Origin of the sequence: Acetobacter malorum, from assembly GCF_002153605.1 — a bacterium.
Lineage (GTDB): Bacteria > Pseudomonadota > Alphaproteobacteria > Acetobacterales > Acetobacteraceae > Acetobacter > Acetobacter malorum_A.
In genome coordinates this window covers 1-26154 of the sequence record NZ_JOPG01000007.1, presented here as the reverse complement: position 1 = coordinate 26154, position 26154 = coordinate 1, and the positions used below count along the sequence as shown (strand labels likewise).

The 26154-nt window shown below is 58.3% G+C and carries 21 protein-coding genes; 12 read left to right on the top strand and 9 right to left on the bottom strand.

Annotation, left to right across the window (positions count from 1 at the left end):
• Nucleotides 1-299: 299 nt before the first annotated feature.
• Nucleotides 300-3155 carry a glycosyltransferase gene (locus HK23_RS03275; RefSeq protein ID WP_086652849.1) on the top strand — a complete coding sequence of 952 codons (2856 nt, stop codon included), beginning with the start codon at nucleotides 300-302 and terminating at the stop codon, nucleotides 3153-3155.
• Nucleotides 3156-3193: 38 nt separating this feature from the next.
• Here HK23_RS03275 and HK23_RS03270 read toward each other — a convergent pair whose 3' ends face one another.
• Nucleotides 3194-3796, bottom strand: coding sequence for a histidine phosphatase family protein (locus HK23_RS03270; protein WP_086652848.1), 603 nt, complete (start codon nucleotides 3794-3796; stop codon nucleotides 3194-3196).
• Nucleotides 3797-3801: 5 nt separating this feature from the next.
• Nucleotides 3802-4734: a ribose-phosphate pyrophosphokinase gene (locus HK23_RS03265; RefSeq protein WP_063907761.1), complete on the bottom strand. Its 933-nt coding sequence runs from the start codon at nucleotides 4732-4734 to the stop codon at nucleotides 3802-3804.
• Between the two features lie 217 nt (nucleotides 4735-4951).
• Here HK23_RS03265 and HK23_RS03260 point away from each other — a divergent pair, with 217 nt between their 5' ends.
• The 7 genes from HK23_RS03260 to HK23_RS03230 all read left to right on the top strand — a co-directional run bounded on the left by HK23_RS03260 (nucleotide 4952) and on the right by HK23_RS03230 (nucleotide 11300).
• On the top strand, nucleotides 4952-5818 hold the full coding sequence (locus tag HK23_RS03260) for an ABC transporter permease (protein ID WP_256940040.1): 867 nt from the start codon (nucleotides 4952-4954) through the stop codon (nucleotides 5816-5818).
• A gap of 3 nt (nucleotides 5819-5821) precedes the next feature.
• Nucleotides 5822-6646: an ABC transporter ATP-binding protein gene (locus HK23_RS03255; protein WP_086652846.1), complete on the top strand. Its 825-nt coding sequence runs from the start codon at nucleotides 5822-5824 to the stop codon at nucleotides 6644-6646.
• Nucleotides 6647-6798: 152 nt separating this feature from the next.
• Nucleotides 6799-8295 (top strand): MATE family efflux transporter, encoded by a 1497-nt coding sequence (locus HK23_RS03250; RefSeq protein WP_256940039.1) that lies wholly within the window; start codon nucleotides 6799-6801, stop codon nucleotides 8293-8295.
• Nucleotides 8276-8485, top strand: coding sequence for a hypothetical protein (locus HK23_RS03245; RefSeq protein WP_043551466.1), 210 nt, complete (start codon nucleotides 8276-8278; stop codon nucleotides 8483-8485). The genes HK23_RS03250 and HK23_RS03245 overlap by 20 nt, the downstream gene beginning before the upstream one ends.
• A 98-nt stretch (nucleotides 8486-8583) precedes the next feature.
• Entirely contained in the window at nucleotides 8584-9162 is a 579-nt protein-coding gene (locus tag HK23_RS03240; protein ID WP_086652845.1) for a YqaA family protein, read from the top strand.
• 114 nt (nucleotides 9163-9276) lie between these two features.
• Nucleotides 9277-10281, top strand: a complete 1005-nt coding sequence (locus HK23_RS03235) for an SDR family oxidoreductase (protein WP_086652964.1) — start codon at nucleotides 9277-9279, stop codon at nucleotides 10279-10281.
• 194 nt (nucleotides 10282-10475) lie between these two features.
• A complete protein-coding gene (locus HK23_RS03230) occupies nucleotides 10476-11300 on the top strand; it encodes a YbaY family lipoprotein (RefSeq protein ID WP_086652844.1) in 825 nt (274 codons plus the stop codon).
• Between the two features lie 50 nt (nucleotides 11301-11350).
• Here the strand turns inward: HK23_RS03230 and HK23_RS03225 are convergent, their stop codons facing one another.
• The 3 genes from HK23_RS03225 to HK23_RS03215 all read right to left on the bottom strand — a co-directional run bounded on the left by HK23_RS03225 (nucleotide 11351) and on the right by HK23_RS03215 (nucleotide 14590).
• Entirely contained in the window at nucleotides 11351-11746 is a 396-nt protein-coding gene (locus HK23_RS03225; RefSeq protein ID WP_086652963.1) for a hypothetical protein, read from the bottom strand.
• 76 nt (nucleotides 11747-11822) lie between these two features.
• Nucleotides 11823-12710 (bottom strand): 4-(cytidine 5'-diphospho)-2-C-methyl-D-erythritol kinase, encoded by an 888-nt coding sequence (locus HK23_RS03220; protein ID WP_086652843.1) that lies wholly within the window; start codon nucleotides 12708-12710, stop codon nucleotides 11823-11825.
• Between the two features lie 11 nt (nucleotides 12711-12721).
• On the bottom strand, nucleotides 12722-14590 hold the full coding sequence (locus HK23_RS03215; protein WP_086652962.1) for a tetratricopeptide repeat protein: 1869 nt from the start codon (nucleotides 14588-14590) through the stop codon (nucleotides 12722-12724).
• A 158-nt stretch (nucleotides 14591-14748) separates the two neighbouring features.
• Between HK23_RS03215 and HK23_RS03210 the strand changes: the two genes are divergently transcribed.
• Nucleotides 14749-15630, top strand: coding sequence for a uracil-DNA glycosylase (locus HK23_RS03210; RefSeq protein WP_256940038.1), 882 nt, complete (start codon nucleotides 14749-14751; stop codon nucleotides 15628-15630).
• Between the two features lie 210 nt (nucleotides 15631-15840).
• Nucleotides 15841-17787 (top strand): lytic transglycosylase domain-containing protein, encoded by a 1947-nt coding sequence (locus HK23_RS03205; protein ID WP_086652841.1) that lies wholly within the window; start codon nucleotides 15841-15843, stop codon nucleotides 17785-17787.
• 17 nt (nucleotides 17788-17804) lie between these two features.
• Here HK23_RS03205 and HK23_RS03200 read toward each other — a convergent pair whose 3' ends face one another.
• Together HK23_RS03200 and HK23_RS03195 are read right to left on the bottom strand one after the other, a co-directional pair.
• The gene (locus tag HK23_RS03200; RefSeq protein ID WP_086652840.1) at nucleotides 17805-18890 is read right to left on the bottom strand and encodes a zinc-binding metallopeptidase family protein; all 1086 of its coding nucleotides are present in this window, start codon (nucleotides 18888-18890) and stop codon (nucleotides 17805-17807) included.
• Nucleotides 18891-18940: 50 nt separating this feature from the next.
• Nucleotides 18941-19960 carry a transglutaminase family protein gene (locus tag HK23_RS03195; RefSeq protein WP_256940036.1) on the bottom strand — a complete coding sequence of 340 codons (1020 nt, stop codon included), beginning with the start codon at nucleotides 19958-19960 and terminating at the stop codon, nucleotides 18941-18943.
• A gap of 292 nt (nucleotides 19961-20252) precedes the next feature.
• Between HK23_RS03195 and HK23_RS03190 the strand changes: the two genes are divergently transcribed.
• The gene (locus tag HK23_RS03190) at nucleotides 20253-21725 is read left to right on the top strand and encodes a circularly permuted type 2 ATP-grasp protein (protein WP_086652838.1); all 1473 of its coding nucleotides are present in this window, start codon (nucleotides 20253-20255) and stop codon (nucleotides 21723-21725) included.
• Complete coding sequence (locus HK23_RS03185) at nucleotides 21707-22753, top strand: alpha-E domain-containing protein (RefSeq protein WP_373270301.1); 1047 nt, start codon at nucleotides 21707-21709, stop codon at nucleotides 22751-22753. Before HK23_RS03190 ends, HK23_RS03185 begins: the two co-directional genes overlap by 19 nt.
• Before the next feature lie 92 nt (nucleotides 22754-22845).
• On the opposite strand, the gene HK23_RS03180 is transcribed toward HK23_RS03185, so the two are convergent.
• Both HK23_RS03180 and hpnH read right to left on the bottom strand, forming a co-directional pair.
• Nucleotides 22846-24144, bottom strand: coding sequence for a hemolysin family protein (locus HK23_RS03180; protein ID WP_063907751.1), 1299 nt, complete (start codon nucleotides 24142-24144; stop codon nucleotides 22846-22848).
• Between the two features lie 265 nt (nucleotides 24145-24409).
• Entirely contained in the window at nucleotides 24410-25627 is a 1218-nt protein-coding gene (gene hpnH / locus HK23_RS03175; RefSeq protein WP_063907750.1) for an adenosyl-hopene transferase HpnH, read from the bottom strand.
• Nucleotides 25628-26154 lie beyond the last annotated feature (527 nt).

Genomic DNA, 26154 nt, shown 5'->3' with positions numbered 1-26154 from the left:
TGCGGCAAACACGAGTTCATAGAATGTGTTAATAGATATCTTTTAATGCAAAAATTCTATGCAATAACGCGATTAAGGGTCATATGTTTTTCACAGTTTTGAATATATTGGACCATAAGGGCCTTGAATGATTACAGAAAATGCGATTTTTCGTAAATTCTTAATCAAAATCCTTTTGATTATAAAATATTCTACAAAAAAAAGAAAAAGCTTTTCCCCTCAATGCTTCATCCCTTCCGCATCTTCTGGAAAGATGGGAATATTTGCAAAGAGTGCAGCCAGATAATGGGTTGATTACAATGGGGATCGGGATTGTACGCCTGCTTTTGGGCATCCCCACAGCCTCCGAACCTTTTGAGCTCATCAAATCACGCTCACAGTCCCGGCTCTGTCGTATTTTACTCGTCGCCACACGGCTGCGGTTTTCTCACTACACCTTAGCGTATGAGGAATTCCAGTCTCTTCTGGCCAACTATACAGACCTTGATCTCCCTGCTTTTCAAATTCTGGCGCAAGCCATGTGTTTTGCTACGAACAAGGCTGGCTGGTGTTCATTTTCAGGCTCAGGAAAAATCCACCTTACTTTCCGCAGGCCCGTTGACCAGCAAGATATCAATCTTGTGATGGATGGCGTCAGTTACCCCATCTCATCTTTTAAAATACTCTTACATGACCAAAAAATATCTATTCTTCTTGAGGAAGACTGGAAAGATTTCAAACACATTCACGTCACGGTTCAGCACGATACCTTGCTGGGTGGTCTATTTCAAATCCCGCATTTTCTCAAAACGGAAGGATTTGTTTCATCCGGTCCGGATGGTCTTTCTGGCTGGGCTCGTCGTCCCGCCAACCCGGAAGCTGCTGTAAAACTTTTCCTTAAGCCTCATGACCATAGTCAGAAGCCTATCCACTTTTTAACCGACACGATAAAATTCTTTACCCCGCAAAACATTGCCGGCGATGCAATCAAGCATGCTTTTTCGATAAAAAAAGAAAAGCTTGAACCTAAAGGAACACTGTTCAGCGTTTACTCTGAGCGCGGAAAACCTTTGTACGGAAGCCCCGTTGCTCTTGACCCGTTTGCAGAGAGCGCCAGGCACTATGCGCTAGAGGTAGCGCGCCTTTTCCCGGCTGCATCCATAAAGAAATGTGCTTCTTCTTTGCGCTTTCCCTCAGAAAATTTGAGAAAAACACGCAAATCCTTTCCTGTGGCAATCATTATTCCGGTTTACGATGGTTTTTCCGCCACAAAGACCTGTCTTACTCTTTGCCTCAAGCACAAAGCGCCACATGCCCGACTTATCATCGTCAATGACGCTTCTCCCAATCCTGATATTCTAAAATACCTCTCTTATATCGATAAGAAACCTGATGTCTTTATTATCCATAATCAGAAAAACCTCGGTTTTCCAAAATCTGTCAACCGCGGTCTGCGTCACAGAAGAGAACATGAAGATGTTGTCTTACTCAACAGTGATACACTGGTCTGTCGTAACTGGTTGACTCAACTTCAGAGAGCCGCCTATGCGCAGGCCGATATTGGGACAGCAACGCCTCTTTCAAATAATGCCACCATTTTCAGCTATCCTTCCGCCACCGGGATCAACCCCATTCCTGATGCCAGAGCCTGTCAGGATATCAGCGCTGTCATGGGCAGGCTCTGGCGTGGAGAAACGATTGATGTTCCGACGGCACATGGATTTTGCATGTATGTCAAATCTGCCTGTCTGGAACAAACTGGTTTGCTGCGTGAAGATATTTTTGCACAGGGCTACGGGGAAGAAAATGATTTTTCCCGCAGAGCTGCGGCGTTAGGCTGGCGGCACGTCGCCTGCATGGGGACCTATGTCGGGCATGCTGAGAGCCAGTCTTTCAGTCCCGTTAAGTTCGACCTGATTGCCAGAAACCTGCATGTTCTGAATAGACTGCACCCGGGTTACGACCAGCTTGTAGCGCGCTGGCAGAACCGGGACCCTCTTGCCCCTTACAGAAAAAAACTGGACCTGGCACGCCTGCATCAAAATAGACCGTTTTTAAAATCTGTTATTCTTATCATGCACGATCGTGAAGGTGGAATTCTGCGCCATGTCTGGCACCGTGCATCTCTTTATGAACAAGCAGGTATTTTTGCATTTATCATGGCACCAGACGTCCATCGTTCTGGCCGTCCTCTCTGGAGATTAACATCACTCCGGGACAAGGATTATCCCAACCTCACAATTCCCCGCAATGCCTTCAGTTTCAAGGCAATTTATAAAGATCTCAACTGTGAGAAATTTGAAATTCACAGCTATATTGGAAGCACAATTGAAAAAATTTTCAGTCTTTCTGAACTTGGCCTGCCGTATGATGTCTACATTCATGATTATTCCTGGTTTTGCCCGCGTATTACGCTGGTAGCGGATGACAACCATTATTGCGGAGAACCCGAACTTCAAAACTGCCTAAGCTGTGTAAACACCTTTGGCAGTCGGACTAATGATCCCGCTCCTTTACAAAAACTGCGATACTGGAGCCATTGCCTTCTGGGCCAGGCACAACGCGTCATTTGCCCATCCAAAGATGCTGCAAACCGTATCAAACGACAGTTCACAACCATTCAGCCGGAAGTTACTCCGTGGGAACATATTCTGAATGTTAATACGCTTTCCTTTCCTGAAAAGGCGTACCATCAAAAACGTATTATAGGGATTCTAGGCGCAATCAGTATTGAAAAAGGCTACGATATTCTTCTTGATTTAGCACGCTTTATCAAAAACAATCATATTCCAATTCATCTGGTGGTTATTGGCTATAGCTGCAATGACCCGCCGCTTCTGGAAACGGGCGTTGTTACGATAACTGGCCGTTATGAAGAATATGAAATTCAGACGCTCACCGAAAAGCACGCAATCGACTGGTTTTTTCTGCCGTCTCTTTGGCCTGAGACATGGTCGTATGTGTTAACGCACATCTGGACGAGTGAGAGAGCCGCTATTGTGTATGATATTGGCGCGCCGGCAGAAAGAATAAAGCAGAGCGGGGGTGGGCTGGTGATTCCACTGCACACCAGCCTGCCTTCTCTTATCGCCATTCTCATGGCGCCGTATGACTATCTTGGCGCATTTAAGACACAGGGGGATGCGCTTGCTGACCTGTCACCACATCCTGCGTGAGTGATAAGGTCGAATAAAACGAGTGTCCGGTGACTGTATCAGCCCGTCACCACAGTCAGGTTCCAGGCGGGACTGCTCTTTTCTTCCGGGGGCTGAATCCATAAAGGCGTGGCGTTCGGCAGGCGGACATTGGCAGGTAGGCTCATGGCAGCCCGTAACGCCCTAAACAGTGCGCCGTGTGCGACAATCAGCGGAATGCCTCCCGCTTCCGTCGCCCGGTTAACCGCAGCCACAGCACGCGCCCGCAGGTCTGCAAATGGTTCGGCACCGTTGGGAGTATAATCTCCGGCAATCCAGCTATCATACCAGTCACCCATCGGCTGGCCTTCCTGCTCACCAAAGCAGACTTCTTCCAGCCCGATATCGGTCGTCAGAGGCAGAGAAGCATGTCCCTGCGCCACCAGTCCCTGCTGCACAATAGTGGCCGTTTTCAGCGCCCGGTCGAGCGGGGAACTGACAATATGCGTAATGGGCGCATGAGCTTGAATGCCATCCTGAAACAGCTTCGCCGCCGCATCGGCCTGCGCAATCCCCGTGGCATTCAGGGGCACATTAGTGCGCCCCTGAGACAGACCTTCACGGTTCCAGTCAGTCTGGCCGTGACGAAGATACCAGTAAGAGCGGGGGAGAAGCTGTGCCATGGATCTCAATCAAACAGGGAGGAGACGGAGCTTTCATCAGCGACGGCCCGCATGGCCTGCGCCAGCAGGTTGGAAATGGTCACCTGCCGGATGTTCTTCGCTGCTGTCACACTTTCAGTAGCCATGATGCTATCCGTCAAGGTCAGCATTTCAATCGGAGAGTTGGCTACGCGTTCGACAGCCTGCCCGGTCAGCACGCCATGTGTCACGTAAGCGCCGACAGACGCCGCACCGTTATTGGCAATGGCCTGCGCTGCGTTGCACAGAGAGCCACCACTATCGACGATATCATCTACCAGCAGGCAGTGGCGGCCACGCACGTCACCAATCACGTTCATCACTTCAGACACACCAGCGCGTTCACGCCGCTTGTCGATAATCGCCAGATCGGTGTTCAGACGCTGCGCCAGCTGACGCGCACGCACCACGCCGCCTACGTCAGGGGAGACAATCATCAGGTCACGATCGCCGTAACGGCTGAGGATGTCACGCGTAAACAGCGGGGCGGCGTACAGGTTATCCACCGGGATGTCGAAGAAGCCCTGAATCTGCATGGCGTGCAGGTCCAGCGTCAGCACGCGGTTCGCACCAGCTTCCACCAGCAGGTTGGCAACCAGCTTTGCGCTGATGGGCGTACGGGGGCCGGATTTACGATCCTGCCGCGCATACCCGAAATACGGGATGACCGCAGTGATTCGCCGGGCTGACCCACGCCGCAGCGCGTCCAGCATGATCAGCAGTTCCATCAGGTTGTCATTTGTCGGGGTGCAGGTGCTCTGGATGACGAACACATCCTCGCCACGCACATTTTCATGAATTTCGACAAAGACTTCCATATCCGCAAAGCGGCGGACAGTCACATTACACAGAGGCAGGGACAGTTCCGCGGCAACGGCCTTGGCCAGCGGCAGATTGCTGTTACAGGCGACAATCTTCATGATAAGGAGGGTTCCCGGCTTTTCTACGTTAGGGTGAGACGGCTACAGCGGGGCCGGGTTTAGCAACCACAACGGCTGTTGTCATCCATGAGAGACGCTCGACAGGGCAGACAAACACGCAGCGTGGCAAAAAAGCACAATCTGAGCGCGTCCCCCTCACCCGTGCTCTTGCACACCGGCACTCTGTTCTCTATCGCCATGGAGTATCATGGACAGCATGCAGACCACTCCCGCAACCGGATATACTCCCTCCTCCAACACGCCGGAGCCGGTGCTTACCCTTCTGCCGGAAAAAGGCGCATCCTACGTTGCCCATGCCTGGCAGGATCTCCTCTCCGGCATGAAGCTCGCACGGCTGGGGGCCACGCTGGGGTGGCTGGATATCAAGCTGCGTTACCGAGGCTCCATCCTCGGCCCGTTCTGGCTGACCGCCTCAACCGCCGTCATGGTGGCAGCCATGGGCGTGCTGTATGCCTATCTGATGAACATGGATGTGCATAAATATCTGCCCTTCCTCACCCTCTCTCTTGTGCTTTGGGGGTTTGTGGGCAGCACCCTGCAGGATGGCTGCACGACATTTACCTCCGCCGCAGCGCTCATCCATTCCGCCCGCATGCCCTACAGTCTGCATGTGCTGCGTGCCACGGTACGCAACCTGCTGACGCTGGCGCACAACATCCCCGTGGTTGTGGTCGTTTTCCTGTGGTTCCGGGTCGCTCCCACGTGGTCCTGGACCATGGGTGCGGCGTGTGCCCTGTGGATTTTTGACAGCTTCATGGCCACGCTGCTGCTTGGCATTCTGGGTGCGCGCTTCCGCGATGTGCCGCCGATTGTGGCCAGCACTCTGCAAATCCTGTTTTTTGTGACCCCTATCCTGTGGGCCCCGGAACTGATGAAAACAGGGCAGGACTGGCTGCTGCTGGACCCGTTCTTCCCGCTGATGGAAATTGTGCGGACGCCGTTTACCGGAGATATCGTCAGCACTGCCATCTGGCCCGCAGCCCTTGCGTGGTCTGCGGGGCTGACAGTGTTCACCTTCGCACTCTTTGCCCGCATGCGGGCCCGTCTGGCTTATTGGGTGTAGCGCATGGTCGGTATTACAGTCCGCGATCTGGAAATCTCTTTCCCGCTTTACCACGGCAACGCTCGCAGCCTTAAAAAGACCCTACGCAACTCTCTGAGTGGCCGATTTACCCATGATGAGCGGGAACGTGTGGTGGTGCAGGCTCTGCGGGATGTCAGCTTTACGCTTAACCCCGGTGACAGGCTTGGTCTGGTGGGCGGGAATGGTGCTGGCAAGACCACGCTTTTGCGCGCTCTGGCAGGCATTTATGAACCCGTGAACGGCAGCGTGACCGTTCGCGGACATATCGGCACGCTGCTGGACCCCTCACTGGGGATGAACATGGAACTGACGGGGCGCGAGAACATCCGCCTGCGCGGCATGTTTGCCGGACTTTCCCCGTCCGACATTCGCGCGGTGGAAGACGATGTGGAAGCCTTTGCCGGACTGGGCTCCTTTCTGGACCTACCGGTACAGACCTACAGCTCCGGCATGACCGTGCGGCTCTCCTTCGGTCTGGCCACGGCCATCATGCCCGATGTGCTGCTGATGGATGAATGGTTCATGGCGGGAGACGCCTCCTTCCGCCAGCGCGCCCGCAAACGGCTGGAAACGCTGGTGTCCAAGGCGGATATTCTGGTGCTGTCCAGCCATATGGCGGATGTCATGGCTGATTGGTGCAACAGACTGATCTGGATGGAGGAAGGGCGTGTCCGTATGGATGGCCCGGCTCGTGAGGTGCTGGAAGCTTATCTGGGGCACCCTCTGGAAGATCTGGAGAAAAAGGAGACGGCGCCTGACCCCATCCTGCCCGCATTGGAAACGGATGAACCTCTTCCCACTCCCTGACCTTCAGACCCTCCTGCCCCCTGCCGTGCGCTCCCGGCAGGCAGGGCATTCAGCTTTCTCCATTCGCGCCGCGTAGCGGACATGACATACTCCCCGGCACTACGCCGGATTGACACGATACGGCACCCGCAAGGTACCAGAACGGAGCATATATGACCCGGCAACCTCCGCCCGGCAGACAGAAGGCCTGCTTTACAACCGGCAGCATCATGCGGCACGTGATTGTCATGGCGGGCACCGGGGCCATTGGCCTGATGGCCGTCTTTGCGGTGGACATGCTCAACATGGTCTATATCGGCCATCTGAATGACCCGGCCCTGACAGCGGCCATCGGGTTTGCCGGGGCCGTGCTTGGCCTGCAGATTGCCGTTTCCATTGGTATGACCATTGGCCTGAGTGCAGCCACTGCGCGTGAGATTGGTGCAGGGCGGCATGAGGAAGCCCGACATATCGCGTCGTCCTCCCTGATTGTCACGCTGGTCGTGGCGCTTCTGCTCGGGCTTATCACCTCCCTTGCTGCGCATCCTGTGCTGCATCTGTTTGGTGCACAGGGGGCTGCGCTGGAACATGCCACGGCTTATTTGCATGTTGTCAGCCCTTTTCTGCCGTTGATCTGCGTGGGGATGGCGGCATCCTCTCTCATGCGGGTCGTAGGCGATGCCAAAGGCTCCATGCACATCACGCTGCTGGGGGCCGTGGTGGCTGCGGTGCTGGATCCGCTGATGATTTTCGGGCTGCATGAAGGACTGACCGGCGCGGCCATCAGCACCGTACTGTCCCGCCTTGTGGTGGCTGGCGCAGGTCTGCGCGGGGCCTTGCGGCATGACATGATTGCCCGCCCCAACCCGTCCCGCATTCTGTCGGATGCCCGGCATGTGGCCGGTGTGGCCATGCCCGCTATTCTGACCAATCTGGCCACGCCTGTTGCCGGCGCTTATGTGACCGGTGCCATGGCCAGTTTCGGGCTGGAGGCCGTGGGCGGACAGGCCTCCATCGAGCGGATGGTGCCGGTGCTGTTCTCTCTGGTCTTTGCCCTGACCGGTTCAGTTGGCCCCATCATGGCGCAGAATCTGGGTGCCGGGCAGTATGACCGGGTGCGTGAGACGCTGACGGCAGCCCTTAAGCTCGTCATGATCAGTGTCGGTTCCACATGGGTCCTGCTGGCCGCCCTGCAGGATTACGTGGTGGCTGGCTTCCATGCACAGGGCAATGCTGCTCTGCTCATTCATCTGTTCTGCTCATGGACCATTGGTGCCTTCCTGTTTGTCGGCATGTTGTTTGTGGCCAACGCGGCGTTCAATAATCTGGGCTTTCCGCTCTATTCCACCGCCTTCAACTGGGGGCGGGCTACACTGGGCACGGTCCCCTTTGTCTGGTTTGGCAGCCGGTTTGGTCCGGCTGGGGTGCAGCTGGGGCACGCAGCGGGCGGGATTGTTTTTGGATCCCTTGCCGTGATTACCGCGTTCAGAGTCACGCGCACACTCAGCAGCCCATGCCCCGCCCATGTTCCGGCGGGACCGGGGGAAGTGCCGGTTTCAGACGTCCCGACCGTGAGCGCGGAAGCTGCCATGGCGGAACTGGACGAGCTGGAAGCCCCGGCCTTTCGTGAGACGGACAGGAATGAAGATCATGTCAAAACTGACCACTGAAGAACGTAATGCACTGCCGGACGATGCCTTTGCCCTCCCCGGCCGCCGCTACCCTATTCCGGATGCCACCCACGCGCGGGATGCGCTGGCCCGCGCCAGTGAAATGCTCCACCGGGGCAGCCTGACACAGGATGAATACGATACCATTCACACAAAAGCGGAAGAGGTTCTGCGCCGCGAGCGCATGTAACGCGTAGCACTCCGGCCGGAGATACCCTCTGGCCTGAGATCAGAACGCGTGGCATCAAGGCCGGATGATTTCTCTTTCAGTCTCCGGCCCGTTTTTTCATGCTTAATCGCCTGTATGCCCGCGTGTTACGGCACGCAGCCAGCCCCAACGCCCCATGGTGGCTGGTGGCTCTGGCCTTTGCGGAAGCCAGCTTTTTCCCGCTTCCGCCGGAAACGCTGCTAGTGCCTATGGTTCTGTCCCGCAGGGATAAGGCATGGGTCTATGCTGCTCTCTGCACGGTTGCGAGTGTGACGGGCGGGATTCTGGGCTGGGTGATCGGGGCTTTTCTGCTTGAGCATCTGGCCCTGCCGATTGTGCATTTTTACCACGCCGAACATACGCTGACGGCCTTGCAGGACAAATTCCGCCAGTGGGGCGTGTGGATTATCCTGCTCAAGGGGCTGACCCCGATTCCTTACAAATTCGTCACCATTGCCAGCGGCATGGCACGCTTCGCGCTGCTGCCTTTTATTGTGGCCAGTCTGGTGACCCGTGGGGTGCGGTTTTTTCTGGTCGCCGGACTTTTATGGAAATTTGGTGCGCCGATTCAGGATTTTCTGGAACGCCGCCTGCCGCTGGTGATGGGGGTTTTTGCCATCCTGCTGGTAGGCGGACTGCTCGCGCTACGGTATCTGTGACGCCAGATCTCTGCACGGCTGCCGCGCTGTCCCCTGCCTTGCAGGGCAGGCGGTTCCGGCGCAAGACAGCATAAAGAACACACTCTACAGACTGAATGCAGGGAGACGATGAGCATGCCAACGCAGATCGCTGTCATTACCGGTGCCGGAGCAGGCATTGGCCGGGCTGCCGCCCGTGCGCTGGGCCGTGCAGGCTTTGACATCGCCCTGCTGGGCCGGAATGAAGACCGGCTGAAAGACGCAGCGCAGGAACTGGCCGCCCATTCCATCCGCACGCTGGTAATCCCGGTAGATGTGGCGGACGCCGACGCAGTTGAGCAGGCCGCTATTCAGATTGAAGCTGAGCTTGGCCCCATTACCGTCTGGGCCAACTGCGCCGGGGCAACGGTAGTTGGGCAGGTTGCCGTGCTGTCCGCCAGGGACATTCAGCGCGCGACGGAAGTCACTTATCTGGGGAGCGTGAACGGCACACTGGCGGCTTTAAAGCACATGCGTCGCCGTGGGCATGGGGCCATTATCAATCTGGATCTGGCGCCTTCTCTGCGTGGCCTGCCTTTGCAGGCGGCTGAAAACGGCGCTCGCTCCGCCCTGCGTGGTTTTTGTGAAAGCCTGCGCCCGGAGCTGCTGCATGATGCGGACCGGATTCGGGTTGTTATGGTGGATCTGCCCGCCATCAACACGCCCCGCTATGGCTGGACCCGCAACCTGACGGGCAAGCGCCTGAAGCCCGTTGGCCCGGTTTATGAGCCGGAAGTGGCGGCAGAAGCCATTTGCCGGGCAGCCTTTACGACCAGCCGCTCCATCTCCATTGGCCCCAGCACCACGCTGGCTGCCATCTGGCGCATTCTGGGTCCGGGCTGCCGGGAAGCCCGCATGGCTGAGCATGGCTACAAAGCCCAGCTGGAAAAAACCTGCGCCGACAGCACCGCTGCGGATGACCTGTTCAAATCCGCTCCCGGCGCATTTGCCGCGCATGGTGCGTTTGATGAAAAAGCCCGACGCGTGGACAGCCCCCTCTCCTTTTTTGTGACCTCCAGCGTACGGGCAGGCCTGTTTGGCGCGGCACTGGCTGCGGGGCTCACGGGCCTGATCACCCACATCCGTAACGGCCGCCGTTAAGGAGCGCTTTGTTGCGCCAGCCATGCTGGTGCCACAAAATGCGGGACAATCCTTATCAACACGATGCAGACCAGCTTTCGGAAAACCCGCTGACAATCAGCACGGGGACCGCAGGCTGGCTTCCGCATGACTCTTTGCTGGCTTTTCCCTCTTTTTTGGGGTGAGGCTCGCTTTAAAACCGGAGGTTCCCTCGCGTGATCCCGTCTTTTCTGCGTCGCTCCCTGCTCGTGGCGACTGTTTGCGGCGTGAGTGCTGCCGTTCTCTCCCCACTGTCCGCTCAGGCTGCCACCACCACCCTGCGGGGCAGCGTGACGTATCGGGAACGGATGGCCCTCCCGCCGTCGGTTGTGGAAGTTCGCCTGCTGGATATTTCCTTAGCGGATGCTAAAGCCCCCGTTCTGGCCAGAACATCCCTGCGTGCCACGCGGCAAGTGCCTATTCCCTTCACATTGAAGTTTAACCGCGCCTTGCTGAAAGCTGGCCACAGCTACGCACTCGACGCCACTATTTTTGTGGAAGGCCGACCGTGGTTTGTCACCACCACGCAGACGCCGGTGCCGAAAGGAAACACGTCTGACATCATGCTGGTTCTCAGCCGGGCCTCTGCCAGCACTACCGCCAGCCCCACTGGCACGTGGAAAGCCGAACGGCTGGGCGATGCCCCGGTGACGGAAAGCGGCAAACCGCCGATGGTAAGCATTGCAGAAGACGGCACGGTATCCGGCTTTAGCGGCTGCAACCGGGTACACGGCAAGGCCACACTCGATGGCGCAAACATCACTTTCGGCCCGATGATGACAACACGCATGGCGTGCCCGCCTCCAGCCATGGCGACAGAGCAGCTTTTTCTGAAAAATATGGAAGCGACGCGCGGCTGGCATCTGGCTCCGACGGGCGATGTGCTGGCACTGGTCGATGCGCAGGACAAGCCAACCGTTGTATTCCGCCGTCAGCCTGCTGAAGCTGATGAGAGTGCGACCGGCACACATCCGTCGCAGAGCACCCTGACACCACGTTAAAAGGCTTCTGTCCGGCGTGAGCCAGAACGGCTCACGCCGAGCAGGCCAGCTTAGTTGAGCTTGCCGCGGCTGGCCTTCTGGTCACGCCGTATCTGCTCGTGCAGCTGCAGAGCCTTCCCCAGACGGTCCGCATCCTGCGGCGCAAGCACCAGCCCGACCGGACCATAAGCCGGGTGCTGGAACGCCAGCAAAGACCCATCCGTGCGCGCCTCAGGCTGCACAGCCCAGCGGGTGCGCGTGACAGGCGTAAAAGTCGCCCCTTCAATCGGCGGGATTTCATGATCCGCCATCATGGTCTGACGCAAGCGCCCCAGCACCGTAATCAGGCTCGTCACTTCCTCCAGCGAAAGTGGCACTTCAACCGTTGGTTCATCACCCTGCCCCGGCAGAGTCATCTGAACAGTGGTGTTGTCTTCAGAGAGAGTCAGGTCAATTTTAGAAGACATACGGCCCCCCTTTATTATGGACGTCACTTTATCAGAGTTCTGACCAAAGTGCTTCCGGTTCTTTTCTTCCGCGGGTTCAGACCAGACCGCCACCCCAGACCCACCAGCCGGGTTCTGCCTGCGCCAGACGCGCCGCAGCCGCCTGCGCACTCTGCACGGAGGGGAACAGACCAAAGCAGGTCGCGCCAGACCCGCTCATGCGGGACAGCAGGCAATCGGGGAGCGCCTCAATAGCCGACAAAACAGTTTTAACCGGCGGGCACACCACACAGGCCGGGGCTTCCAGACTGTTATCAAGCTGGGTGAGATCCGCCACCATAGTCGCGGCATCTGTCCAGCGCGCTGGCAACGGCGCACGCGGCAGAAAGGCACCATCGCGCTTGCGGAACACATCCGGCGTCGAGACAGCCTGACCGCAATTCACCAGCACCATGCCGCACTCAGGCAGAACTGGAGCAGCACTGAGCTCCTCGCCAATTCCTTCCATGCGTGCACTCTGGCTGGCCAGACAAACTGGCACATCTGCACCCAGCTTTTCCGCCAGACGCAGCAGCGTGACGTGATCGACCTGCGCATTCCATGCGCGGTTTAACAGCCGCAGTGCCGCCGCTGCATCGGCTGAACCGCCGCCAATGCCGGACGCGACGGGCAGATCCTTCTCCAGCACCAGACGACCACCGCGCACCTGAGCCTCCGGGCCGCACACAGCTTCCAGTGCCGCAGCAGCTTTCATCACCAGATTATCCGGGCCTGCGGCATCGCTCAGGGCCGAACCAAAACGCCCGGCGAGTACAAGATGCAGGGCTTCCGGCCCCGGCTCATATCGCAGGCGGTCACCCGCTCCGGCAAACACCACCAGACTGTCCAGCAGATGGTAACCATCAGGCCGTTTGCCTGTGACATGGAGATAGAGGTTGATCTTGGCCGGAGCGGCTTCAGTCAGTGTTTGAGTGGTGGGGTCCATCGTGGCTGATGTCACGGCGTGTGATTTCCTCCGCTTTTGGCAGGGCCGCTCTCAGCCGGAGGGGCACTCTGCTGCTGTGTGGCTTTATTGATTCCGGATGCTGAGGCGCGCGCCAGTGCGGCTCGGATCAGGGCTTCATCCGTTGGTTCAGGATGCAGACCAAGGGCGACGTTCCACTGGTCCACTGCCTCACTCTGTCGGCCGGCGCGCCAGTAAGCTTCCCCCAGATGATAATTCACTTCCGGATCTTCCGGCGTCTGCTCGGCCGCGTGTTCCAGCAAAACAGTGCCGCCTGCCAGGTCCCCCCGCTCCACCTTGATCCATCCCAGACTATCCCGAATGGCGGCGTCCTGCGGGTCCAGATCAACCGCCCTGCTCAGCAGAGTTTCGGCCTCAGCCAGATTCTCTTTGCGCTCCGCCATGGAGTAACCGAGGAAATTGAGCAGCAGCGGTTCATCCGGGGCCAGTTTCAGCGCCTGTTGCAGGTCCGCTTTCGCGCGGGGCCAGTCGCCTGATTCGTGATACGCCACGGCGCGCAGGAACAGGAGAGACCAGTCCATCGTCTTGCTGGCTGTCGCCTGTGTGACAGCCTGATTATAGGCTGCAATAGCCCCTTTCCAGTCCTTCTGAGCAGACAGGGCATTGCCCAGCGCCCGCACGGCCAGCGCCTGCCCTCCTGTATCGTGCGCAAGGCGCGTCAGGATTGTACGTGCTTCATCCAGATGTCCGGTAGAGCCATCCACCAGCGCCAGACGGAAGGCGGCGACGGGATAGAGCGGGTCTGTTTGCGGGATACGTAGCAGCGTCTCACGCGCGGCAGTCTGGTGGCCTTCATCATCCTGAATTTCCGCCAGCATCAGCCGGGCCTCCGCCAGATGCGGGTCCAGCCCCAGCGCAAAACCGAGCATCAGGCGAGAGGCTTCATCAAACTGATGATCCGTCGGGCCGGGATGCTGGCTCCGCCCCTGCTGGCGGCCCTGCTGACGCAGGAGAAACGCCGTCAGCACATACGCGCGGGCAATACCGCTCTGCGCGGACGTGACGGGAAAATGACTGATGGTGGCCTGCAACTGCGCCCCGGCCAGCGCCAGCACCGGGTCTGCCTGAATCATGCCCCGCATGAGGGAGCGCGCTTTGTCCTGCTGCCCCTGAGACCAGAGCCATGCGGCCTGAGACCGCGTGAGCAGAAGGTCATAGCCCGGCATCATTTTGGCGGCCTGCGCAAACAGGTCTCCCGCACGTGCGGTCTGGCCCGCCGTCTGCGCGATCATCGCCGCGTGCAGCGTATAGAACGGCACCAGCACAGAACCCTGAATATGGGTCAGGGACGCAATGGCCTCATCCGCATGGTTCTGAGCCTGCTGACACCATGCCTGAAGCAAGGGCATGATGAGATGCGCCATGGGGTCAGCCCCGGCCTGCTGATAGAAACGAGCTGCTTCCGTCCAGTCAGCCCGTGTTGTGGCGTCGTTCCCCAGCACCAGCGAGGAGATGATGCTCTGCCCCTCCGGCAGTCTGGCGGTCCGGCGGGCCAGCGGCACGGCCTCCGGGTCCCCGGCCAGCACGCTGCGGATAAAGGCCTGTTTCAGAAGGTCCTGATTGGTAGGGTCTGCCGCCGCAGCAGCCCGAAAAGCACGGGCTGCGTCCAGATCATCCCCCTGATGCGTGGCAACCACGGCGGTCAGGAAGGCACCCGAATCGATATGAAAGGCCGCCGGTGAGGGGTCATTTTTTGTCTGAAGCGGAGTAGCCGGTGCTTTATCCGGTGGGGCTGTCTGGCTGGTTTCTGCCCCTGTAGGAGCAGCGGCAGACGCGCAGGGAGTCAGAACCGAAGCCGATAGCAGCAGGAAAACCGTAGGCAGAAGGCGACAAAACAGCATAATGACCCTATCCAGGAGCGGCAGAGGCCCTAACAGGCCATTGGATACGCCCCGTTCCGTCAAAGACTGGGGAGACATGACATGAACGGCGGATACTTCTCTACCCTGCCCGCAGCCAACCGCCAAACCGGCCCCTCAGTTTTCTGGCAGTTTATCTGATGGACGCCGCTCTGTCTCTTCTGCGCCTGTATGGGGAATGGGGGGTGGATACCGTGGTGGGCGACTCCCCGGTAGACCAGCGCCTTGCCCGGTTGGGGAAAATGCGTTTCCCCGGTGAGGACCCCGCGATGCGGCGCGCACCGGATGGCCGCCTGACGAGCACTCAGAGCCGCGCTGCGCCGCCTGCCCCTTCTTTTTCTGGCCAGACTCCCCCGCCTTCCGGAGAGAGCGCCCGCCCTCTGAATTCGGCGGCGCAAAGTGGCCCGGCTCTGCTGGCGCAAACGCTGGCACAGGCGCGGACTCTGGCTGCGGCGGCCAGCACGCCGGAGGCATTGCGCACAGCTGTTGATGGCTTTTCCGCATGTGCTTTGCGCACAACTGCCATGCACACCCTCTTCCCCACAGGCCCCCTTCACGCGCCGCTGATGATCATCGGTGAGGCACCGGATGCGGATGAAGACCGGAGCGGAGCAGTCTTCTCCGGGCTGTGTGGGGACCTGCTGGCCCGCATGCTGACCCCGCTGGGACTGGACCGCCAGACCCTGCTGCTGGCCACGGCTCTCCCGTGGCGGCCACCGGGGGGGCGCGCGCCCACAGAGGCTGAACTCAAGCTGTGTCGCCCCTTTCTGGAACGCGCCATTGCCCTGTTTGCCCCCCAGCGTTTGCTGCTGTGTGGCAGGCTTCCGGCCCGGATGCTGCTGGATGCCAAAACGCCCCTCCCCCGCAGAAGCTGGGGGCCTGCAGCCATACCCGGTCTGGCCTCGCCACTCCCCACTCTTGTTATGCGTCACCCGCTCCAGCTCCGGGCCAGCGCCACAGCCCGCAAGGAAATCTGGCAGGACCTGATGCTTGTTGCACAAACGCTACGGGACAACGGCTGAATCCACGCCCGAGCCAGAGGAACATCCTGAAGTCTCAATAATAAAGCCGACTCTATTCAGGCGGTAATTTCCTTATGGATCACAAGTAGTTCCTCCCCTATTCGCCAGCTATTCACAGCAGCGTTTTCCCGTTTTCTGACACACACTTTCTGAGTGCTTACAGAGAGTAAACTTGCTTTTTGGCGCAGAACCTCATAGACCCCGCCAGCCATGCGAGCGATAGGACAGATCCCTCATCAAATCGCGGCAAAGGCCTTCATGGCCGGAGCCGCCCTTTTGGCCGGTGCTTCCGTCGTAGCGACGAGAGCCTATGCCAAGCTCCCCGGGACGGGGCAGGACACGCACAGCGAAGAGCTTGCGATGGTCATGCCACGACAGGCGTTTCCGGAGGGGGATGACATTCCCCTGCCAAAGCCGCTCTCCCCGGAAGTCAGCACCCAGATCAAATCTATCTTCCGCCTCCAGAGACAGGGGGCCTTTGCCGAAGCCATCACCAGCACAACCCGGCTTACAGACGCCACCCTGCTGGGCGATATTGAAGCTGACCGCTATCTGAACCCCTCCTACCATCCGGGTGCGACGGAACTGCGGGACTGGCTGAAGAAATATGTCTCCTACGCCGACGCAGCCGCTATCTGGGCCCGTCTGGCAGCCCTGCCCCAGCATGGAGGGCCGCTGCCCCCCGTGCCGGTCTCCACTCACCTGGCGCCGGACCATACCAGCATCCCTGCTGACCCGCTGACGCTGGACTTTACCCGTAACCCGCTGCTGGACCGCACCTTGCGCGAACGCACCGGTTGGGGCCTGAAGGGCGTGCACAGCGCCCTGCATCTGATTACCGCGACACCGGGCATGACGCCCGCCTACGCCGCCCAGCTTCAGGCAGAAACCGCTCAGGCCATGCTGAATGCCGGGGAAACGGATGTGGCGCTGGAGATCAGCCAGACCGCAGTGGAAGGCTCCCGGAACAAAAATGCTCTGGCGGGCTATGTGGCCGGACTGGCCCTGTGGCAGCAGGGGGAGTATGAGCAGGCCGCGCCTTTCTTTGAAAAAGCCTCTCATGCCGCAACCGCCACGCCGGAAATGCGTGCCGCCTGCGCCTTCTGGGCCGCCCGTGCGCATGAAAAGCTGGGGCAGGACCATGCCCGCCATACCTGGCTCCAGCATGCGGAAGCCTTTCCAACAACCTTCTACGGACTTCTGGCCACCCGCATTCTGCACCATGTGAGCGGCAGTCATGAGCATGAGCACGACCATGTGCGGAAAGTCAGCTTCTCCCCGCTGGAACCCTCAGGCAAAGCGCCCTCGGCACAGGTTCTGACGGAAATTGATATCGAAGCTGTGGGGGCAACCGATATCGGGCGGCGTGTGTTTGCGTTGCTACAGGTGGGAGAACAGGAACGGGCCGAAAACACGATCCGCCGGGCCTGGCCGGACCTGCATGATGTGACCCTTGCCCGCTCCTTCCAGCTGGTGGCGGATGCCGCAGGCCTGCATGACCTCTCTGCCGAGATGTCCGATGCCCTTCAGGCCCATACCTCCGCACAGGGGCCGGAGCAGCAAAATCTGCCCCTGCCCCTGCTCAAGCCACGCCACGGCTTCATCATGGACCCGGCGCTTGTTTATGCGCTGACCCGGCTGGAATCGAACTTTGACCCCCAGGCCGTCTCCGGTGCCGGGGCGCATGGCCTGATGCAGATCCGCCCGCTGACGGCTGATTTTGTGACAAGCCCGCCCAATACGCTGAACCACCGGTTTGAAAACGCGACAAGCGCCTTACATGACCCCAGCCTGAATCTGGAAATCGGGCAGCGTTATGTGCAGTATCTGGCCGACCTGACACGCCATAACGCCCACACCCCTCTGCGCGGTGGCGACATGATCCGGCTGCTGGCCAGTTATAATGCCGGCCCTACGGCGCTGGCCCGGTGGGAAAAAGCGGCCTCGTCCTCGGATGATCCGCTGCTGTTCATGGAACTGATCCCCAACACGGAAACACGGGATTACGTCCATCGGGCGCTCTCCTATCTGTGGATCTATGCCGCCAAGCTGAAACTGCCGACGCCATCCCTCACCGCGCTGGCACGGAATGAGTGGCCGGATTTTGCGGATGAGCAGGCTCTGGCCCACACCATCAATACGCGGGTCTTGCACTAAGCAAGATCATTCAGGACTTAGCAGGACCGTAAAGCCTGCGTTTCCCGAATGAGTGTGTGAATAAATGAGAGTTTGTTCACCACCCCCTGCGTGAGCACAAACGGGTAAAAATCAGGCAACCCCATGGACCGGTTCAGGCTGTTGACCGCATACGTCAGCGGCAGCCATGCCTGCATGATTTCCTCAAAAGAAGCCTCGGTATAAGGGTCGCCATGCCGGGGGGAGGATGAGGGCTGCGCCCCGGCCAGCGCCGGATTGATCGAGACCCCATAGGCCCATGCTGTCTCAAGTGTTGAGACAATATGGAGGTAATGCGCCCATGTTTCCGCAAAATCTTCCCACGGGTGAGACGTGGCATAAATGCTGACGTGATGCGTCTGCCAGTCCGTTGGGCGCGGGCTGTCGTAATAGGTTTGCAGAGCCTGCTGATAATCGGCCCGGTCATCCCCAAACACCACGCGGCAGGCATCCAGCCGCCCGGCATCCCTTACCAGAACATTCCAGTAATAATGCCCGACCTCATGCCGGAAATGCCCCAGAAGTGTGCGGTAATATTCTCCCATTTCCACACGCATCCGCTCACGGCAGGCATCATCCGCCTCCCGCAGAGCAATGGTAATCACACCATTATTATGGCCTGTCATCACCGCAGAAGAGCCGTCTGGCGGGTCATCCAGAAAATCAAACACCAGACCGCCATGCGGATCTTCCAGCCGGGTTTTCATGGGTAGCTTCAGGCGCAACAGCGTGTAAAATAGCCGATGCTTTGCAACTTCCAGCTTATGCCAGCGTTCCAAATTTTCCGGCTTATCCAGATTGGGAATGATGCGGTTGAACCGGCAGGCAAAGCAGAAAGACGGATGCCCGGATTCATTGGGCATTGTCATCCAGTTGCACACGTCATGCGCATGGTTGGCGCAATAGGCCAGTTCCGCCTGACGAATCCGCGGCTCTAAGGGCCGCCACAGGCCTCCCTCAACAGGTTCCAGTGCAGACAATACTGAGAGCCCCGGCAGATACCCGAGCTGGTGTTTGCAATGCTCACAGACTGTGTTTTCAAAAAACAGAATCTGCTCACAGGACTGACAGGTAAAAAGCCTCATGCTGATCACTCTCTTGCGTCCGGGATCGTAACGCAAGGAAAACCAGCAGGTCAGACGCTGTCCGGCATGACCAGACGATCGGTTTGCATGGACACATCAAATGTGGCTTTGCACTGGTCCAGTAAGCCCGTGACCGGAGCGGCCTGCTCCGGGGCGGGTGTGGCGGCCAGCGGCAGGTGCCCCTGCGCTGTCAGCAAGCCGGACGTCGTATCAAACCCCACCCACCCGGCACCGGGCAGAAAGGCCTCGGCCCATGCGTGCAGGTCACAGGTCAGGGCCTCCTCGCCCTCCGCCGTCTGGCTGGACTGGATCAGATATCCCGAGACAAACCGGGCCGCAAAACCCAGATGCCGCAGCAGGGCAATCATCAGCCAGGCGCTGTCCCGGCAGGAGCCAACACCGCGCGCCAGCGTTTCTTCCGGGCTCCAGACGCCGGGTTCCAGCCGTAACTGATAGCCGATGCGTGCCGCCAGAGCGCGATTGAGCGCCACCAGCATATCCAGCGTATCGCGCGGAGCTTTTTCAACCCAGTCCGTCAGAAACGCATGCAGATGCGGTCCGGCAGGGGGCGTTGCGCAATACAAAGCCAGCCCAGTCAATTCTTCCGATGTGTAAAACGGGTGCCGGGAAACTGCGGGGGCCATCTGAGCTTGACGAGAAAATATGCCTCCCCCCGCCTGCTGCTGTTGCTGCACAGGGGTCTGTTGATGCTGCGCGGGCGCACCTTTTTCCCGCAACGTCGTGGTCAACACGGCAGGTGGCGTCCAGCGACGGGCCGTTGGGGCCAGCGTGAAATCAAAGGGATTTCTGGGCGTCAGATCGGCCTCAAGCCGCACGGTGATGTCGAAATGCGTCACGCGTTCCGCAAAGACCACTTCCGCAACATGATTGCCAAAGCCATCCTGATGCCAGCTCTGTTGGCTGGCTGCCGGATCAACGCGCAGAGCATAGGAACGAACAGGCGTTCTGGCAGAACCCGAAGGACGGAGGCGGATGGTCTGCGGCCCCAGAAAAACAGGCCGGTCATACCGATACCGGGTCTGATGGGTCAGCATGACGTGTGAACTCATGGTGGTACGGCCCTGAACACCCTGCTCATGCTGAAACGCCCTGCTCCTCTCCTGCCACAGGACGGGAGAAACCGCTTATGGCGTATGACTGCGCATACGGTATCAGCATTAATCCATGGCATACCAGCCCCTTGCGCATGATATTCCGATAAAAGAACAAATTTCTGTTTTGCCGCTTGGCAAACGCCTGAAATCCTGCTCGTCTTAAGTAATTAACCGTAACGAAACGGCATGCAGAGGCGCAGGTTTCCGGACCCGCCAGAGTGTCGGACCTCATATCGGGAGTCAGGGTATGAATGACACGCCACTCCATGCACCCGTTCAGGCGGCTGGTATTTTTGCCGCTTATGATGTTCCGGATTTCTTCTGTGAACTCATGAACCGCAAGGATGGCATCCCCCCGGCCCTGCAGGATGTGAAGAACCGTCTGGCGCATTTTACGCTGGCTGACCTGCGGCACCGCACAACAGCCGCGGAGGCCCAGCTTTACCGGCTGGGCATTACCTTTACCGTCTATTCAGACCGTGAAGCGATAGACCGTGTGCTACCGTTTGATGTCATTCCCCGCGTCATTACTGCTACGGAATGGGACCATATTGAGCGCGGCGTGCAGCAGCGCGTTCAGGCCATTAACCTGTTTCTGCACGACATCTATCATGACCGCGCCATTCTGCGGGACGGAATTATTCCGGCAGACCTCGTGCTGAACAATCCGAATTACTGTGAGGCCATGGTCGGGCTGAACGTGCCCGGTGGCGTGTATGTGCATATTAACGGCACAGACTTAATCCGTGACCAGAACGGGCGTTTTCTGATTCTGGAAGATAATGCCCGCACCCCCTCCGGTGTGTCTTACGTTATTGAAAACCGGCATATGATGCTGCGGCTTATGCCAGATCTGGCCGCCGGTCTGCCGCTCCGCTCCGTAGATGAATATGGACTAAAACTGCACCAGAGCCTGTGCGAAGTCTCGCCCGAAGGCGTTCTGGACCCGCAGGTCGTGCTGTTGTCTCCCGGTATTTATAACTCCGCTTATTTTGAGCATGTTTTTCTGGCGCGTGAGATGGGCGTGCCACTGGTGGAAGGTAAGGATCTGGTGGTGGAAAACCACCGTGTGTTCATGCGCACCGTGGCAGGGCTGCGGCCTGTCCATGCCATTTATCGCCGTCTGAATGATGAGTTTCTGGACCCTCTGGCTTTCAATCCAGACAGCATGCTGGGCGTGCCGGGACTGGTCGAGGCCTACCGCCGCGGGAATGTCACCATTGCTAACGCGCTGGGTACCGGTGTGGCGGATGATAAAGCCGTCTACGCCTATATGCCGCGCATTATCCGTTATTATCTGGATGAAGATCCCATTCTGGATAGCGTCGATACGCATATCTGCGCAGAACCGGACGGGCTGGCCTACACACTGGCTAATATGGACAAGCTGGTTATCAAACCGGTTGGCGAGTCCGGGGGCTATGGCCTGCTGATTGGTCCGCATGCCACGCAGGACGAACTGGACGAATTCCGCCGCCGCCTGAAAGAAAACCCCGGCAATTACATCAGCCAGCCGGTGGTCAATCTTTCCGTCTCCCCCACCCTTTGCCCTAATGGTGTGGAAGCACGCCATGTGGATCTGCGTCCCTTTGCGCTGACAGGCCGCTCCACATGGGTTCTGCCGGGAGGCCTTTCCCGCGTGGCGCTGCGAAAAGGGTCTCTCGTCGTTAATTCGTCACAGGGGGGTGGCTCCAAAGATACGTGGGTGCTGGCATCATGACTGAAATTTCAACAGGCCTTTTCCAAATGCAGCCGGGCCTGAACAATCTGCTCTCCCGCTACGGCGAGTGCATGATGTGGCTGGCGCGTTATATGGAGCGTATTGAAAATCTGGCCCGGCTTCTGGAAGTTACGGAAAGCTTTGTCCGCGGGCCGGATGGCCAGCCAGGGTGGGACACCATTCTGCAGATCCATTCTGATGAGGACTGTTTTTACGCACGTCATCAGACCGTCACGGAACAGGACGTCATTGCCTTTTACGTAACGGAAAAGGAAAACCCGAACTCCATCAAGGCTATGGCCCATTCCGTGCGGGAAAATGCCCGTGCTGTCCGCCCGTTGATTTCAACAGAGATGTGGATGCAGCTCAACGTCTTTACCCGCTGGGTGCTGGACCTGCAGCCCGCCGATATCCGGATGAACAGCCTCTCCGGCCTGTGCAACCGGCTGAAGCAGGAATGCCAGACCCATTTTGGCATTACCGAAGGCACACTCTACCGGGATCAGGCCTGGCTGTTCTATTTGCTCGGCAAACACCTGGAACGCAGTGACCAGATTACCCGGCTGATTGATATCCGATACCATACGCTTCTGCCGGGCCATGAGACGGTCGGGTCTGAAATTGATATTACCCAATGGGCGTCCATCCTGCGATCCGCTGCGGCGTATCATGCCTTCCGGCGTTTACAGCCTGTGATGACAACGCCTGCCAATGTTGTGGGATTTCTGTTGAAAAACGATGCCTTCCCGCGTTCCCTGACCACCAGCCTGCGCCTGCTGGACAGCACACTGAGCACTCTTGCCGGGCATGGCAGCCTGCGCCGCCTCTGCGCCCCTATTCAGGAACGGGTCGCGGAACTGCGCGTCACTCTTGCAGACCAGACGGTGGACGACATCATCATCCGTGGCCTGCACGAATATATGCAGTGGATTCAAACCCAGATTTCAAAAGTCCAGCAGGAAACAGCGCTGGCCTTCTGGCCTGTGACACCCCATTGCGGCACTGCCTCTGGGCAGGCCCAGCAATAACCACTCAGATTTGTCCACCATCTGTTACCCATAAAAAAACGGCCTGACAGAGTCCTCTGTTCAGGCCGTTAAATTCTGTGACGTTCTGGCTTTCAGTTTTCCGCCAGAACCTGTCGGCTGGCCCGCACGCGGGAGACGCGCCGGCCTTCCATTTCCAGAACTTCAAACAACCAGCCGGAATAGACCACCTTATCCCCGATGGCGGGCACACGACGGAGCAGAGCCAGAATGAGACCACCCAGCGTGTGGTAACTACCCTCATCCGGTAGGCTCCGGAGGCCGAGGCGGTCCTTCACTTCATCAGCAGAGTCCGTGCCGTCCATCAGAAGCACATCATCCTGTGTGGGGGCGTGATGGGCTGCGGTGGCCTGAGAAGCATCATGACCGCCCTCCCCCACAATGGCGTCAAACAGGTCAGACGCTGTCACGACGCCTTCAAACGAGCCGTATTCATCAAACACAAACGCCATACCCAGAGAAATGCTGCGCATCCGCTCCAGCATATCCAGCGCTGAAATACTGTCCGGCACCACCACCATCTGCCGCAGGCCAGCTTCTATAGAAACAGGCATGCCATCCAGCATACGGTCCAGCATATCCTTGGCCAGAACAACCCCGACCGGGTTATCCACACCACCTTCACACACCACCAGACGGGCATAGGTTGTCTGCTTGAGCGCCTTGATCAGCGCATCCCGGCCAGCATGGCGGTCAATCCAGTACAGCTCATTGCGCGGCGTCATAATGGCGCGCACGGGTCTGTCCGCCAGACGCAGCAGGCGCTCGATCATGGTGCGCTCTTCATGTTCCAGCACACCGGAGCGAGCCCCTTCCGCGATATAGGCCTTCAGTTCTTCTTCCGTCAGCGTCTGGCTCACGGCATCGCCCGCCCCCATCAGCTTGAGCACGATGTTGGAAGACTGACGGAGCACCCACACCACAGGGCGCGTGGCATGCGCCAGCATTTCCAGCGGGAGAGCCAGACGAGCAGCCATTTTTTCCGGTTCACGCAGCGCCAGCTGTTTGGGCACCAGCTCGCCCAGCACCAGCATGAGAGCCGTAATGGCAAGCACCACCAGCACCATGGAAACCTGCGCGGCCACAGGGCGGAGAAAATCGATCTTCTCCAGCATGGGGGTGAGATGCGCCTCGACCTGCACCCCGCCGAATGTGCCTTCCAGAATGGAGACCAGCGTCATGCCGACCTGCACTGTTGGTAGGAAAATCTGCGGATCTTCCGCCAAACGCATGGCGCGGTCTGCGCCTCGCATGCCCTGCTCCCGCAGAATAGCCAGACGGGGCATTCTGACCGAAATCAGAGCCAGTTCTCCCATGGCAAAAACGGCGTTCAGAATAACCAGTAAAAAAATGATAAGAATGGAAGCAGTCATGAAATACGGTGGCCCTGCGTGACGACGGAAAGTGCACGATAGGGGATGATGGCCCCCGAGGCCAGTATGCGCTGACCATGCCTGCCAGAGCGCATCCTTATGCGAAAAATGGGTTTAGCCTCCACCTCTTATGCAGGCAACGTATGCCAGCCAGAGCGACAAATCAGGGGAAAAGCAGCCTCAGCCGCCTGAAAGACCGTACAAAAAAAGAGCGGCCCCTGTGCAGGAGCCGCTCCTTTCATGGAGTCGCAAACTGAGAGAAGGCTCAGTCGGCGGCAGTTGCTTCGACCGGAGCCGCCGCTTTGGCCGGAGCCGCATCGGCATTGGCTGCCTCGGTACGGATCACCTTCACACGCGGAGCCTTGGCAGGCTTGCGGGCGGCGATTTCTTCCATCTGCTCTTCCACCTGCTTGGAGAAGACGTACTGAGCAGGCCGCTGGTTGGCGAGGGAGATTTCCGGAGCCATCGGCTTTTCGGTTTCCGGGCCAAACAGAGCGACTTTTGCAATGTGCCAGGGGCGACGCACAGCATCCATCACAGCGGTGGATTCGTAACCGGAGTGCACCATGCAGTCGGCGCATTTTTCGTAGTTGCCGGTGCCGTAATCATCCCACTTGGTGTCTTCCATCAGCTCATTGAAAGACTTGGCATAGCCTTCACCCAGCAGATAGCACGGGCGCTGCCAGCCAAAGACGTTACGCAGCGGCTTGCCCCACGGGGTGCAGTGATACTGCTCATTGCCTGCCAGGAAGTTCAGGAACAGCGGAGACTGCGTGAACCGCCATTTCTTGCCCTTACCCAGACGGAAGATGTCACGGAAGAGCTGCTTGGTTTTCTGACGGTTGAGGAAGTGTTCCTGGTCAGGCGCACGTTCATACGCATAACCCGGAGCCGTCATAATTCCGTCCACGCCCATCGCCATCACTTCATCAAAGAAGGACGCCACGCGCTTGGGGTCAGCCCCGTCAAACAGGGTGCAGTTGATGGACAGACGGAACCCGCGTGCCTTGGCCTTTTTGATGGCCGCAACGGCGCGCTCATACACACCGTCCTGACAGACGGAGGAATCGTGCATGGACTTATCGCCATCCAGATGCACATCCCATGAGAAGAACGGAGAGGGTTCATACTCATCCATCTTCTTTTCAAGCAGCAGGGCGTTCGTGCACAGATAGACGTATTTTTTCCGGGCGATCAGGCCACGGACAATTTCCGGCATTTCCTTGTGCAGCAGGGGTTCGCCCCCGGCCACGGCGATGACGGGTGCGCCTGCTTCTGCATCCGCATCCAGACATTCCTGCACGGTCATGCGCTGGTTGAGAATGGCTGCGGGATAATCAATCTTACCACACCCGGCACATGCCAGATTGCAGCGAAAAAGCGGTTCAAGCATCAGAACCAGCGGATAGCGCTTGCGCCCGGTGATGTGCTGTTTGACGACATAACTGCCGACCCTGACGGCCTGCATTATAGGTACGGCCATAAACCCCCGCTTTGGCGCATCTGAGACGCCTGCATCATAACTGAGTGAGACACTTCATAATCTGTCAAAACGTGACCATGCCGGGCAACTGCCCCTGCACACCGTATAACGGCCACCGGCAGGTGCTGTGCACATAGCCACGTATGGAACTGTTCGCCTGCATATAGGTTGGCTCGTTTGTCAAGCTCAAGCCTTTTTCAAAACATGTGGCAAAAAAGACACAATATGCACTTACTTTTAATTGCAGGCTTGCGCTCAGGCCAGAAACATTAAACCAAAACGCCTTATATCGCGATGTGTGAAAATATTTCGCGCGACGTTAAGACACACTGACGGTAACGAAATCCCGCCCAGCCTCCCCAGGACGGCATTCCGCTTCCTACAAGAAAAGAAGATGGAAACGATCGCATGGACAGTTCTCACGACAAAAATGCAAAGCCTCGGATTCCCACCCTTGGCCGTTTTCCTGCTCTGGACCGGGTGAGCTACCCGTCTGACATGCGGAACCTCTCGGTCGAGCAGCTCAA

Bases quoted from the DNA above. Each gene is read 5' to 3' on its own strand.
- HK23_RS03275 (WP_086652849.1), top strand. From the start codon at position 300: ATGGGGATCGGGATTGTACGCCTGCTTTTGGGCATCCCCACAGCCTCC.
- HK23_RS03270 (WP_086652848.1), bottom strand. From the start codon at position 3,796: ATGGCACAGCTTCTCCCCCGCTCTTACTGGTATCTTCGTCACGGCCAG.
- HK23_RS03265 (WP_063907761.1), bottom strand. From the start codon at position 4,734: ATGAAGATTGTCGCCTGTAACAGCAATCTGCCGCTGGCCAAGGCCGTT.
- HK23_RS03260 (WP_256940040.1), top strand. From the start codon at position 4,952: ATGCAGACCACTCCCGCAACCGGATATACTCCCTCCTCCAACACGCCG.
- HK23_RS03255 (WP_086652846.1), top strand. From the start codon at position 5,822: ATGGTCGGTATTACAGTCCGCGATCTGGAAATCTCTTTCCCGCTTTAC.
- HK23_RS03250 (WP_256940039.1), top strand. From the start codon at position 6,799: ATGACCCGGCAACCTCCGCCCGGCAGACAGAAGGCCTGCTTTACAACC.
- HK23_RS03245 (WP_043551466.1), top strand. From the start codon at position 8,276: ATGTCAAAACTGACCACTGAAGAACGTAATGCACTGCCGGACGATGCC.
- HK23_RS03240 (WP_086652845.1), top strand. From the start codon at position 8,584: ATGCTTAATCGCCTGTATGCCCGCGTGTTACGGCACGCAGCCAGCCCC.
- HK23_RS03235 (WP_086652964.1), top strand. From the start codon at position 9,277: ATGCCAACGCAGATCGCTGTCATTACCGGTGCCGGAGCAGGCATTGGC.
- HK23_RS03225 (WP_086652963.1), bottom strand. From the start codon at position 11,746: ATGTCTTCTAAAATTGACCTGACTCTCTCTGAAGACAACACCACTGTT.
- HK23_RS03220 (WP_086652843.1), bottom strand. From the start codon at position 12,710: ATGGACCCCACCACTCAAACACTGACTGAAGCCGCTCCGGCCAAGATC.
- HK23_RS03215 (WP_086652962.1), bottom strand. From the start codon at position 14,590: ATGCTGTTTTGTCGCCTTCTGCCTACGGTTTTCCTGCTGCTATCGGCT.
- HK23_RS03210 (WP_256940038.1), top strand. From the start codon at position 14,749: ATGGACGCCGCTCTGTCTCTTCTGCGCCTGTATGGGGAATGGGGGGTG.
- HK23_RS03205 (WP_086652841.1), top strand. From the start codon at position 15,841: ATGCGAGCGATAGGACAGATCCCTCATCAAATCGCGGCAAAGGCCTTC.
- HK23_RS03200 (WP_086652840.1), bottom strand. From the start codon at position 18,890: ATGAGGCTTTTTACCTGTCAGTCCTGTGAGCAGATTCTGTTTTTTGAA.
- HK23_RS03195 (WP_256940036.1), bottom strand. From the start codon at position 19,960: ATGAGTTCACACGTCATGCTGACCCATCAGACCCGGTATCGGTATGAC.
- HK23_RS03190 (WP_086652838.1), top strand. From the start codon at position 20,253: ATGAATGACACGCCACTCCATGCACCCGTTCAGGCGGCTGGTATTTTT.
- HK23_RS03180 (WP_063907751.1), bottom strand. From the start codon at position 24,144: ATGACTGCTTCCATTCTTATCATTTTTTTACTGGTTATTCTGAACGCC.
- hpnH (WP_063907750.1), bottom strand. From the start codon at position 25,627: ATGGCCGTACCTATAATGCAGGCCGTCAGGGTCGGCAGTTATGTCGTC.